The sequence below is a fragment of the Cognataquiflexum rubidum genome, assembly GCF_022538115.1.
Taxonomy (GTDB): Bacteria; Bacteroidota; Bacteroidia; order Cytophagales; family Cyclobacteriaceae; genus Cognataquiflexum; species Cognataquiflexum rubidum.
This window is the reverse complement of record NZ_JAKZAL010000001.1, coordinates 273829-287591: the sequence shown is the minus strand read 5'-3', so window position 1 is coordinate 287591 and position 13763 is coordinate 273829. Positions and strand designations below refer to the sequence as shown.

The window sequence follows — 13763 nt, the reverse complement described above, 5'->3', positions numbered from 1 at the left end:
TGTACCAACGTGGTGATTTTTGTTATCTTTGTTTTCTATCCAAAAAAGGAAATCACTTGGCTGATACTTATATCAAACACCAATACGAACCTATCCTTCCCAAAAAGGACGAGTGGCCGGTCGTCAAACTCAGCAAAAGCAGAAAGGATTTTATCAGAAAAGTGGCTGATGCCAGCAAAAAATCTGTCCTGGAAATCACCGCAGGAAATATCGATTTGCTCAGGGAGGAGTTGGAAACAACGCTCTACCGCGAAAAGCTCAGGATAAAGCAAAATCCTTGGGCCGTAGACCCTGATGATGAGAAAGAATTTTGGGGAAATGTAAAATCAGGCATGGTCCAACTCAGCGCTGATGGCAGTTTGACAAAAACCCAAAAGAAAAAGAAATACCTAGAAATCCTCGATGATATTACCATGCGGTATTCGGAAGAAATCGCCAGTAATTTTATCCATTCCCATTATAAAGTTACCCGGAGGATCGTCACATTTGGTTTTTCAAGGTTGCTGAATGCTGCCCGGGTAAAGGGTTTTAAATCAATTTTTAGCAATCAATTTAGCCTGCAGGACAAAATCCAGATCGTCGGAGAGACGGATCAGATCCGCGAACTTGCCTCCAAAGGAACGATCGTGATGGTTCCAACCCATTTTTCCAACCTTGACAGCATTTTGATAGGATGGATTATTTCTGTGTTGGGATTGCCGCCATTTATCTATGGGGCCGGGTTGAACCTGTTCAACATCAGCATTTTTTCTTACTTCATGAATGCCCTTGGTGCCTACAAGGTAGACCGTAGAAAGAAAAACCTCATTTATCTTGAGACATTAAAAACCTATTCTTCAGAAGCGTTGCAGTTTGGTGTTCATAGTCTTTTCTTCCCCGGAGGGACGCGTTCACGAAGTGGGATGATAGAGAAAAAACTCAAACTTGGGTTGCTGAGTACGGCTGTTGAGGCCCAAAGGGCAAATTTCGAAAGAGGGGAAGACGATGTTAGCGGAAAGATTTTCATTGTCCCTGTCACCATCAATTACCACTTCGTCCTTGAAGCGCCAAGTCTTATCCAAGAGCACCTTGCTTTGACGGGACAAGAACGATACTATAAGGAGTCAGATGAGTTTTCCACCTCTTACAAAATCTCCAAATTTCTTGTCAAGTTCTTTACCAAAGGTTCCGATATCTCGGTGTCTGTAGGAAAGGCTTTGGACGTATTGGGCAACTATGTCGACAATGAGGGTAACAGCATAGACCGTAACGGAAGAAAAATTGATACCAAAGATTACTTTCTTTACAATGGGAAAGTTACCGTAGATGCCCAAAGGGAAGAAGAATATACTTACCATTTGGGAAAAAGAATCGTAGAGGAATTCCATAAAATCAACCGGGTATTCAGTTCCCATTTGGTGGCATTCACTGCCTTTCAGATGATCAAAAGGGAAAATAAAAAGATGGACCTGTACAATCTCCTCCGGCTTCCGGAAGAGGATGTAGTGCTCATTTACCATGAATTCAAAGAAGAATGCCAAAAAGTCCTGAACAAAATCCGGGAACTCGAGGCAGAATCCAAAGTTCAGATCGCACCTCACATGAAAAGCGATATCGACAGCATCATCGACCATGGCCTGGCCAATGTTGGGATGTATCACGCCAAGCGTCCCTTGGTCAAAAACAGTATGGGCAACATAGAAACCCAAGACTTGAACCTATTGTATTATTACCACAACCGACTTCACGGGTATGACCTCGAAAAACTCTTCTAAAGAAAAATCAGTCGGAGTGGTAGGCATGGGAAGTTTTGGAACTGCCATTGCCAATATCCTCTCCGAGAAAAGTAAGGTAATCGCTTATGTCAGGCGGACCGAAGTGGTCGACGAAATCAACCAAAAACATACCGTGGAGGGGGAGTTAATCAATCCGGAAATCTTTGCCACCCAAGATCCGGAGTACTTATGTAAATCCTGCAACACTATTTTCTTTATGGTTCCTTCCTCGGCTTTTCAGGATGTGATCCGTGCATTTTCTCCTTTTTTATATCCTTACCATTTGATTATCCATGGCACCAAAGGCCTATGCCTGAATCTTCCTCAAGGCAAAACCCTAGAAGATGTGGGTAAAATCAACAGGGAAGATATCCTGACCATGAGCGAGGTCATCATGAAGGAAACGGTTGTCGTCCGGGTGGGGTGCCTTGCAGGGCCAAACTTGGCGAGGGAACTTTACCTTGGTCAACCGGCGGCCACCGTGGTGGCAAGCAAATACAATGAAGTAATATTGGAAGGACAGCGCCTGCTCCGGACAGACAGATTTCAGGTATATGGCAATTCGGACATCGTCGGAGTCGAGTTGAGTGGAGTGCTTAAAAATATCATTGCGATTGCAGCGGGAGCCTTGGCAGGAATGGGTTTGGGAGAAAATGCAAAAGGATTGCTGATTTCCAGAGGAATGGTAGAACTTGTTTACTTGGGAAATGCCTTAGGGGGAAGTCTTAAATCCTTTATCGGCCTGGCTGGAATCGGCGATCTTGTTGCGACCTGCAATTCCACCCTTTCGCGAAACTATACAGTTGGATTCAGATTGGCTAAAGGTGAAAAACTCGACGATATCCTAGATACCATGGAAGAAGTGGCGGAGGGTGTCAATACCATCAAACTTATGAAAGCATTTGTAGAAGGTACCGGAAAGAGGGCACCCATTACTGAGAACTTATATAAAGTCCTTTTTGAAGATCTCAAAATTGAAGAAGCACTGCAATATTTAATGAAGTATCCATTTAGTGTAGATGTGGATTTCCTTTAATTTGGTTATTTGATTAAAGATTAAGGGGTTATTTGGTTATTGGTTATTTTGGAGTTGTTTGGTAAGAGATTAGGAAAGTAGATAACTGCAAAAAAAGATAAATTGGCAAATTCACCCACAACACTCAAGCGCGGTATCCAAAGATGGGACTTGGTTTTCCTCATCATCAATTCGGTAATCGGGGCGGGGATTTTTGCACTCCCGGCCAAAGTTTTTGCCCTTTCGGGAGTCTATTCCATTTTGGCATTTGTGGTTTGTGCTTTGGTGATGGCCGTTTTGATTTTGGTTTTTGCCGAAGTCAGTTCACGATTTGAGCAAACAGGCGGTCCTTACCTGTATGTCCATACTGCTTTTGGGCCAATTCCGGCATTTATCATCGGGTGGCTACTGATGCTGACTAGACTGTTCAGCTATGCCACACTGATCAATCTGATGGTCTTATACCTTTCATTTTTTTCTGAAAGCTTCAACCAACCCGAAGTCAGGATAGCCATCATCATTTTCATTACTGCCTTGATTACTTATTTCAATTGGATTGGGGTGAAAAATACTGCAAGGGTCAGCAATGTGCTTACAGTGGCGAAACTCTTTCCTTTGGCAATTTTCATTATTGTGGGTCTTTTTTATATTGATTTTGACCTGATGAAAGGTCAGCCTGTCCCCACCTTAAAGGATTTTTCTGCATCGACCTTATTGTTGGTTTTTGCTTTTGGTGGGTTTGAAGCAGGATTGGTCAATAGCGGGGAGATCGTCAATCCAAGGAAAAACCTTCCTTTTGGTTTATTGACAGCTGCGGGCGTGATTGCCGGTTTTTACATTCTCATCCAAATCGTTTCTATTGGAACCCTCCCTGATTTAGCCACTTCAGAAAAGCCCCTTGCAGATGCTGCTTCAGTATTTATGGGGTGGTATGGGGGACTTTTCATTACTGTCGGCGCAGTCATCTCCATTTTGGGAACCTTGAATGTGCAGATTTTGAGCGGGTCGAGGCTTCCCTTTGCGCTCAGTCAGGAGGACCAATTGCCAAAGTTGTTTGGAAAAATCCACCCACGATTTGCCACTCCGTATATTTCCATTCTTTTTTTCTCGGCTTTGGTGGCATCTGTTGCTATTGTTTGGGGATTTATGAGTTCTCTTGCGGTTTCCGTGATCTCAAGGCTGATTCTATACGCATTGGTGTGTGCGTCTTTGATCAAACTGAGAAAGACAAATCCCGAAGGTGACTTTTTCAAAATCCCATTGGGCAATTACTTCGCAATTGCAGGAATCGGAGCTACACTTTGGTTGCTTTCAGGTACCAAATCTGAAGAAATATGGGACACAATCCTTTGGACAGCATTGGGTTTGGTGATTTTTGGGATTCATCATTTTGCCAAAAAATTTTCAAAACAATAAAGAATTATTCACACTGAGATATCTTTAATTAATCAAGTTTTAAGATATTTGCTATTGAACCATTAAAGTCCTCTCCCATGAAAAAAATCTTTACAACTATTTTTATCATTACTTTTGCCCTGTCCGCCGCGTTGGCCCAAACCAAAACAGTTACCAAAGAGGGCAAACCCTATTTTACCTCAGGTGGCGAGTGGATTTTCTCCACAGGAACCGTTCAAAACAAGAATAATGTACTCAGGTTTTCTCCTGTGATCAACCTTCAGACCCTCCTCAACTTTGATCAAAGTGAGTCTTTTGGTTGGTTTACTGGTGTCAACATCCGCAACGTTGGATTCATTTTTGATGAATCGCCTTCAGTGAGGAAAAAAGTCAGGAATTACAATTTGGGTATTCCTATTGGCGTGAAGCTTGGAAACATGGATGACCGGTTTTTCTTTGCCGGTTACGAGTTTGAAATCGCGATGAATTATAGAGAAAGGACTTTTGTCGATGAAGTTAGGACTGAAAGGTTCAGTGTCTGGTTCAGTGACCGGGTCAATACCTTTCAACATGCTGTTTTCATAGGTTACACCTTGCCAAAAGGGACAAGTATCAAAGCTAAATATTATCTGACATCGTTTTTCAACCAAGGGTTTACCGCCTCGGATGGAGATGGCGGCACTTTCCAACCCTATGCCGGATTGGATGCCAACATATTCTACGTTTCCTTGAATTTTGCTTTGTTCAAAAAATGGGAATTAGTGGCTTTGGAGGATTGATCAATCCTCCCAAACAGTCCTTTTATTTCTTTGATAATCTGTGATGACAACCTTTTGATAGGTTTCTAGAATTGGGAAAATCCGGGAAGATTGGGAAAGATAACCCTCTCCATAATAAAACTCTTTGACAGATTTTGACCCGTCTTTGAAGGTGATTTCTGCCAAATAATCTAAAGGCCCCAGTTTTACAACACTCTTGTAAAATTGGGGCTTTGTGTTTTTAAATACTTTTAAGCTGTCTCCTTGTTGGGCGGCGAGGATGATTGGATTTCCTTCCTTATCCCTTATAACTGCTAAAGCCCTTCCTTGTCCATTTACTTCAAACCCACTTTCACTTAAAGACAAAGACTTCAATTCACCATTTTCTATTTTCAATTGAAGTCCTTTTGAGGCATCATACCTGCCTGTTACGGTTTCATTTCCATAAAAATTCCCTGCCAAAAGCAAAGATTGGTTTCTATCATCAGGATTTTCAAGGGCAACCAATCCATATTGCGGAGCAAACTGTGCTTCCACAGGCAATGATTTTATTGAGAATTTTTTGTCTGCAGATCTTTCCAAAACTGCACTTTGAAAATAATTCGCTTCCAAGCGCTCAGCTCCTTCTAATGCTCCTGACACAAAAAAATCTTCCAACTTTGTGTTGGCATATTCGGAATAGGCAAGAAATCTGGTTTTCCAGGAAGGCACCTGACTGACGACCATATCCCTACCTGGAACAGCAAAAAACCCATCTTTGAGATATTGGAACATGATCGGGTCGACACTTTTGTTTCCATCAAAATCCTTGGCAATCATGACCAAAGGCTGTTCAAATTTGGCTTTCCACCTTGAATTCAATCCAAGGTTTCCAAGAATATATTCCAATTTCCCGTCTTGGTTGAGGTCTGTAGAAGTAATGCTGTTCCACCAACCTGTGGAATTTTGCGGGGCAAATTCGGCTGATGCGTCGACAAACTGGATTGAGCCCTCTGCTTTCCGGTTTTGCTTCAAAAACCTCACAGGCATCCATTCACCCACCACGATCAGATCGAGATAACCATCATTGTCAAAGTCAGTCCAAAGTGCCGCAGTGACCATTCCCAAGTTTTCCAGACCTGGAAACAAGGAATTGCTTACGTCTGTAAACTTGCCGGCATTGTTTTCTAATATCACTGATTTGGGAGCCAAAGGATATTGCCCCGGTCTTACCCTTCCTCCGATAAAAAGGTCCAAATCCCCATCCCCATCATAATCAGCTGCGGTGACAATTGAACCGCTGAAATTCAGTTCAGGAAGTAACTCAGGATTCAGCTTAAAATTTCCTTTGCCATCATTGATGTATAACCTGTCCTGATATTCGGCCGATGACTCTGAATAGCGACTCCCACCGCTGACCACATACAGGTCGAGGTTTCCGTCGCCATCGGCATCAAACAATAGGCTTCCCATATCATCAGATGGCGAACTTTCCTCCAAACTTTTCTTTAAAAATCGGCCATCTTTTCCCTGAATAAAAAATACTCCGGGATAATCTTTTGATCCGCCGATAAAAAAATCTTCCAGTCCATCTCCATTGATATCGCCAACTGCCATCCCAGGCCCGTTTTCCGAATGCTTGTGGGGAAGCAATCTTTGTCTGTTGAAGTCTTTGTACGTAGGGTGATTGTGAATATAGTCGATTCCTAATTCGAGGCTTACTTCTGCATATTCAGAATAATTAGAATGTTCATCTTCTGTCTGAATTGAATCAATTGCCTCCTCATAGGTTAAAATTATGGATTGGTTTGAGGAGATATCTTTGACTATCTGGGTTTTTTCATCCGGCCAGATGACTTTTACCTCTTGGATAATTTTAGATTCTCCGATCCCAAAATGGGCCATAGGCTCCACAAAAGATTTGTATCCACGGGTCGGGTAATGTTCATGGTATAGGGTGGTAATTGAATCTCCTGAAGCAAAGGTGAGGTACACTTTTGCGCCGATTCCGTTCCTGTTTTGGATAGGTCCGTCAAAAGAGATTTTCAGGAAATTGCTTGACTCAGGCTGTTTTTCCCTTGTGGTATTTTTATAGATAAAGGCCGTTTCGTTGAGGTTGTTGGTGACCAAATCAAGGTCTCCATCATTGTCCAGGTCTGCATAAGCCACTCCATTGGAAATGGACGGGTGGGTAATTCCCCATTCTTGGCTTTTGTCAGCAAAAGTCAGGTCTGCATTGTTTTGAAAAACATAATTTGGAAGCTTGACTTCTTTCAAAGATTCAAGTCCTTCCAAAAGCCGTTTTCTCCTTTCCTCGGGACTTGTAAAGGGTCCAAGATTTTGCGAAAAATTGATATAATCTAGGTCGGTCACATCCTTGCCGTATCCATTGCTGACAAAAAGATCCCGATTGCCATCATTGTCAAGGTCGGCAAAAAGCGATGACCAACTCCAGTCTGTTTGAAATATTCCTGACAGAAACCCGATTTCGCTAAAGGTACCATTGCCACGGTTGAGCTGAAGGGTATTCCTGACATATTGTGGTTCGTATCCTCTATCTATGTTTGCTTGGTACAGGTCATAATTTTCAGTTGGGGCAAACATGGTTTTTTGGCGAAAGTTATCAGGTGGAAACATGTCCACCACCATCACATCTGATAGGGCGTCATTGTTGAAATCGGCAATGTCGACTCCCATCGAATTGAAGCTTTGGTGGTTTATCATTTCAGCAATCCGGTTTGAAAAAGTACCGTCCCCATTGTTGATATACAGAAGGTCATTGGATATAAAATCATTGGCAATATACATATCGGGCCAACCGTCCTGATTGATATCACTGATCGCTAAGCCTAGTCCATATCCTTCGATAGTAATCCCTGCCGACAAAGTCACATTGGAAAATGTTCCATTGCCATTATTTTGGTATAGCTTATCATTGCTTTTTCCTTTCCCTGTTTTCTCTTTTGGTCTTGACAAATTCCTCTGAAAACTCTCCAACGCATTGGACAAAATATACAAATCCAGATCACCGTCCCTGTCATAGTCAAAAAATGCAGCCTGGGTATTGTAGCCTCTGTCAGCAATTCCATATTGGGATGCCATTTCTTCGAAAACAGGAATGCCATCTTGATTTAAACCTTGATTCACAAAAAGCAAATTAGGATTTGGGTAAGTATCGTCCCGATTGGAAACACTAACATAAATATCCAATAGACCATCATCATTGATATCCACCAAAGTGACTCCTTCTGCCCATGTTGCGGTGCTTACGGCGGCTATATCGGTGACGTCCTCAAATTTAAAATTACCTCTGTTGAGGTACAATTTTGAAGAAACCATATTTCCCGTAAAAAATATATCCGGTAGACTGTCCCCATTAAAATCCCCCACAGCGACACCACCACCATTATATATATAATCAAAATCCAAAACATTAAAGTCCTCATCGATTTCAATTCGATTATTGAAAGTAACCCCGGTTTGTTCAGGAGATAGGAGTTCAAATCTATAATCACTACTGCCTGGTTTTGAACAGCTGAAAATAACAAATCCCAAAAAAAAGAAACTAAGAAGAGAATGTCTCATATATATCAAACCTAGGTGATAGCAAAAATATAGAAAGAAACATTGGTTTTACCTTCAGTCAAAGTTTGATTTGTCGCCTTAAGTCAAAACAATTGGCCCAAAATACTTTAAACTCTTATTTCCTTTTGGAAGAAGCTCTTACAATCAATTCAGACCGCAAGGTGATTTTATTGGTGTTCTGCAACATGCGGTCTCCCGGGTTTTCAAGGTGGTTGATCAGGTTTTTCATGGCAAGTTCTCCCATTTCATAGCCTGGATAGTTCACCGTGGTAATATTGGGCTCAACGAGACGGGAAATGAATTCGTTGTTGAAACCAACTACTGCAATATCCTCCGGAATTCTGATCCCTGCCAATTTCAGGTGCTTAATGCAGCTGGCCGCGCAGGAGTCATTAGAAACAAAAAGTCCGTCAGGCAAAGGGTCCATTTTTAGAATTTTGTTGACAATTTCTTCACCGACGTCCTCGACAAGATCTGCATAGAGGACCAAGGAAGGATTGAAGGGAATGTCATTTTCAAGCAAAGCATACTTATATCCTTTCAATCTGTCAGCATACACATTGATCTTTGTGGTACGCAATACGTGGACTATTCTTTTACATCCTTGCTCAATCAGATGATTGGTGGCGTTTTGGGCAGCCTGTATGTTGTCGATGGTGATTCCGGTAGTGTTGGAATGCTCGGCAATTCTGTCGTAAAACATCAAAGGAGTTCCTTTTTTCAGAAAGGGCATAAAGTGATCTATGTTTTCGGTATCTCCTGCCAATGAAACAAGAAGCCCGTCAACACGGCTGTTGAACATCGTCAAGGCATTAGCCACTTCCTTATGATAGGATTCAAGAGACTGACTGATAATGAGGTTATAACCTGCTTCATTGGCTACTTTCTCCATTCCGGCAAGTACCGAAGACTGGAAACTGGAATTAAGCCTAGGGACGATTACACCTATGTTGTTGGTCTTTTTGTTTCTAAGATTTGCCGCAAAAACATTTGACTGATATCCACTTTCCAATGCAGCACTAAAGATTTTCTTCTTTGTTTTTTCATTTACAGCCGGGTGGTTATTTAAGGCCCTACTCACTGTGGTCGGTGACACCCCCAGTTCTTTGGCAATGTCATAAATGGTTATTTCTTTTTCCATATTGTTGTTGGAGACCTGAATTTTGGCCTTTTTAAGAAAAACAGTCTTTTGTATTCTTCTTTTTATGGTGGGGGATTGTCAATTTCTTTTGGAAATTTCGCAATAATAATCAGTGTTTGTCAAAATTAAAGGTTTTACAAAATGTGGAAGAATAATAGATGAAATCGGTTGTAATGTAAATTTTACTTTGAATAAAGTGAATAAAACAAAGTAATTTCATGCTTATTTGATTAAAACTGTTTTGTTTATGTCTCTCTACTTTTCAGTTTTGAAAATTTTTATTTTGCCTCTTTAAATTTTTTAAAACTTCATTTTCTGAAAGAAATTTTCGACTAGTTTTAGTCATTTCCTAATTGGCAGAAAATTACAAATTTTCAAAGAATTAAGGCTATTATTTAAAATTTTATTCTGTGTAAAGATCCTTACGCCTAATTTTCGGTCAGATTGGGTGATTATTGTTAAAATTCTAAATAAAATATCGATCACGATTTTTTGATTGTTAAAAATAATTTATGAAATCGGTTGCATAAATAATTATTTTTTTAGAAGTTTATAATCTATGACCATTCAATTTATGGTCAAATGCATGTTTATGAAGGACTTATTGCAAGTTTTCTATCATATTGAGTAAAATTAACTAAACCCAAAACCACGCATGGATCGGAATTCTACAAGAAATCTCAACAAGACTTATCTTCTGTTTTTTTCCCTTCCACCACTCAGGTTATCGGCATTTCTATATCAATTTTTTCTCCTTTCAAAGTTTTTTGATCACCATGCGAAATTGGAAGTCAAATCGCCTTCCGGAACAGACTCTTTTTTCTCCGGCATTTCTGCCTTCGAAACAGTGAAATATAATGTGTTCAGTTTGTTATCGAATGCATTATTAACTATTCAATCAGGACAGAGCAGGATTGTAGTTTTATTAAAATTCATCTATTTAAATGGCAAATTTAGAATACCTATTAGATAGATATTCATTAGGAACTATGACCGATTCTTTTTAATAATTTTTCTTGATTATTGATTAAAACCAAATTCTTACATAAACCAAATAACCTATGAACAGCAAAATGTACCGTAAAAAATCAGGGCCCGGCGGAAAAATAATTTCGTTGATGGCCCTATTACTTGTTATGGGGATATTCCTGCTTCCCTGTAGTGCCTTTGCCCAATCTTTTGTGGTAAAAGGAACCGTAAAGTCTGTAGATGGAACAGAAACAATGCCGGGAGTAAACGTCCTTATCAAGGGAACGACCCAAGGTACCGCCACAGATATTGACGGTAATTTTTCTATTGAAGTGCCTTCTTCACAGTCTGTACTTGTTTTTTCCTTTATTGGATTCAAACAACAGGAGATTAGGGTGGGCAATACAACCACTTTGTCTGTTGCTATGGAACCTGACATGTCTAACCTTTCAGAAGTCATTGTGGTCGGATATGGTACTCAGGAGCGCGCCAAGGTTACAGGTGCGATTTCTTCTGTTGGCTCGGAAGCCATCAGGTCGCTTCCTGTTCCCAATCTTGCTTCTGCTATTCAGGGTCGTGCTGCCGGCGTGCAGGTAACCAATGCCGGTGCACCCGGAACAGATCCTATCGTACGGGTCAGGGGAATTGGAACTGTAGGTAACAATGATCCACTTTACGTCATTGACGGTGTACCGGCGGGAGGTTTGAATCAGATCAACCCTGCAGACATCGAATCCATTGAAGTCTTGAAAGATGCATCTGCGGCTGCCATTTATGGTTCTAGGGCTGCAAACGGTGTTATCCTGGTCACTACCAAAAAAGGGGTAATCGGAAAACCCAAAGTTACGTTCGATTCCTATTATGGTACCCAACAGGCATGGAAGCAACTTGATCTTTTGAACAGGGATCAATACATCGCTTTTGGACGTGAATTATTGGCAAACGGTAATCAGCCTGCACCACAAAGATTCGATAATCTTGGCGATCTTGCCAATGTCGAAACCGACTGGCAAGGGGAGATGTTCCGTTCTGCTCCTATTCAAGACCATAACATCGCCATATCCGGCGGAACTGAAAGTGTTCTTTACAACGTATCCATGGGGTATTTTTCCCAAGAAGGTATCATGAAAGGGACTGATTTTGAAAGGATATCATTCCGATCCAATACAGATTTTAAATTGAACAAATATGTCAGCATTGGACAGACCTTGACTTTTGCTTACTCCAACAGGAACAATGAGCCGTTTACAGGAGGTAGAAGCCAGTTGGAGCATATCGTCAAGCAGGTGCCATACATTCCTGTTAGAGATGACTCAAGATTGGGTGGATTTAGGGCTCCTGATAGGGTTGATGGTTCCGATCCTGAAAATCCGGTATTGAACGCCGAAATAAGAACAAACAGACAGCAGGATTTCAAAATATTGGGTACTGCATATATCGATGTGATGCCTTTTGAAGGATTTAAATATAGGTTCTTGGCTGGAATTGATATTGGAATAGGCCAAAATGACCAATACACTCCACGTTTCTTTGCCGGTGATTTCAACAACCAACCATTTGCTACCATTGCCCAAAGCAGATCCACCTTCGTATCTCCATTGTTCAGCAACCAGTTTTCCTATCAAAAAACCATCAATAAGCACAGCTTTGATTTATTGGCGGTAATCGAACAGCAGACTTTCAGGTCTACCAATCTCAACGGATCAGGACAAAATAACCTGACTAATGATGTGAGGGTGCTTCAGGGAGTCCAAAATCAGGTCACTTCAGGAAGTCAGACTGATTACGCTTTGATCTCCTATATTGGAAGGATAAACTACGATTATGATCAGAAATACCTTTTCAGTGCCTCTATTAGGCAGGATGGAGGATCAAGGTTTGGGCCAAACAACAAATGGGGTACCTTCCCATCTGTGTCAGCAGGATGGAGGTTGAGTCAAGAGACCTTTATGCAATCACTTACTGCGATTAGTGATCTGAAAATCAGGGCGAGTTATGGTGAGACAGGGAATGACCGTATCGGAGATTATGTGTATCAAGGAACCATAAATAGCAATCACTTCTACAACTTTGCAGGAAGTCTCCAAGGTGGAAGTACCATCAGTGCATTGGCCAATACCGATCTGAGATGGGAATCCACCATTATGAAAAACATCGGTATGGATTTGGGATTATTCAATGACAGGTTCAATCTTTCGTTCGAGTATTTTGACAATACCACCGAAGGTATGATACTTGGTGTTCCGATTCCTCCTTCATTGGGATTTGACGGCGCACCTATTGCCAATGTGGGAACTGTTAAAAATACCGGTTTGGAATTTACTTTAGGGTATAGAAAATATACAGGGGACTTTCAATTCTCCATTGACGGAAACTTAGGTTTTGTAAGTAACGAGTTGGTTTCGTTGGGATCCGGAAATACCATTTTTGGTCCTGCATTTAATGGAGACCCGTACACCTTTACTGAAGAAGGTCAGCCTATCGCTTACTTCTATGGCTGGATAGCTGATGGCCTATTCCAAACTGGTGAGAGCAATACGGCCCAGCCCAATGCAAGGCCAGGTGATATCAAATTCAGAGATATTAACAATGATGGGGTGATCAATGCAAGTGACAGGACCAACCTAGGTCATTACCTTCCCGATTTTACTTATGGGTTGAATTTCAACGGGAGCTATAAAAACTTTGACATTACCATGTTTTTGCAAGGCGTACAGGGAAATGAAATCTTCAATAACCTAAGATTCCATACCGAAGGTATGACAAGGTTGTTCAATGCATCCACAGTAGTGTTGGACAGATGGACACCAAACAATACCAATACCACTGTTCCACGTGCAGTTTCCGGGGATCCGAACAGGAATGCAAGGGCTAGTTCGAGATTTGTCGAAGATGGGTCTTATATGAGGGTGAAAAATATAATATTGGGGTACACTATTCCTACTGCTACATTGAATTCCTTGACGAACGGATATGTGAGCAAAGTTAGGATTTACTTCCTCACCCAAAATCCTTTGACCTTTACCAAATACAGTGGCTATGATCCTGAGATAGCAGCACGAACAGGAATCAATTCATCCTTGGGAACAGGTATCGATTATGGTCAATTCCCTGCCGCGAGAACATTTATCGGCGGTATCCAGTTTACATTTTAATCATGTCTCAAT

7 protein-coding genes are annotated in these 13763 nt (G+C 41.2%); 5 read left to right on the top strand and 2 right to left on the bottom strand.

What is annotated here, in order from left to right:
• Window positions 1-56: 56 nt before the first annotated feature.
• The 4 genes from MMU05_RS01280 (at window position 57) to MMU05_RS01265 (ending at window position 4943) form a co-directional block, all read left to right on the top strand.
• Window positions 57-1754 (top strand): 1-acyl-sn-glycerol-3-phosphate acyltransferase, encoded by a 1698-nt coding sequence (locus tag MMU05_RS01280; protein WP_241139856.1) that lies wholly within the window; start codon window positions 57-59, stop codon window positions 1752-1754.
• Entirely contained in the window at window positions 1732-2790 is a 1059-nt protein-coding gene (locus MMU05_RS01275; RefSeq protein WP_241139855.1) for an NAD(P)H-dependent glycerol-3-phosphate dehydrogenase, read from the top strand. Before MMU05_RS01280 ends, MMU05_RS01275 begins: the two co-directional genes overlap by 23 nt.
• Before the next feature lie 102 nt (window positions 2791-2892).
• Complete coding sequence (locus MMU05_RS01270) at window positions 2893-4185, top strand: APC family permease (protein ID WP_241139854.1); 1293 nt, start codon at window positions 2893-2895, stop codon at window positions 4183-4185.
• Between the two features lie 77 nt (window positions 4186-4262).
• Window positions 4263-4943 (top strand): hypothetical protein, encoded by a 681-nt coding sequence (locus tag MMU05_RS01265; protein ID WP_241139853.1) that lies wholly within the window; start codon window positions 4263-4265, stop codon window positions 4941-4943.
• On the opposite strand, the gene MMU05_RS01260 is transcribed toward MMU05_RS01265, so the two are convergent.
• Together MMU05_RS01260 and MMU05_RS01255 are read right to left on the bottom strand one after the other, a co-directional pair.
• Window positions 4944-8486, bottom strand: coding sequence for a VCBS repeat-containing protein (locus tag MMU05_RS01260; protein WP_241139852.1), 3543 nt, complete (start codon window positions 8484-8486; stop codon window positions 4944-4946). It lies immediately after the preceding gene.
• Window positions 8487-8601: 115 nt separating this feature from the next.
• On the bottom strand, window positions 8602-9627 hold the full coding sequence (locus tag MMU05_RS01255; protein ID WP_241139851.1) for a LacI family DNA-binding transcriptional regulator: 1026 nt from the start codon (window positions 9625-9627) through the stop codon (window positions 8602-8604).
• A 1061-nt stretch (window positions 9628-10688) separates the two neighbouring features.
• Here MMU05_RS01255 and MMU05_RS01250 point away from each other — a divergent pair.
• Window positions 10689-13751, top strand: a complete 3063-nt coding sequence (locus tag MMU05_RS01250) for a SusC/RagA family TonB-linked outer membrane protein (RefSeq protein WP_241139850.1) — start codon at window positions 10689-10691, stop codon at window positions 13749-13751.
• The last annotated feature ends 12 nt before the right edge of the window (window positions 13752-13763 follow it).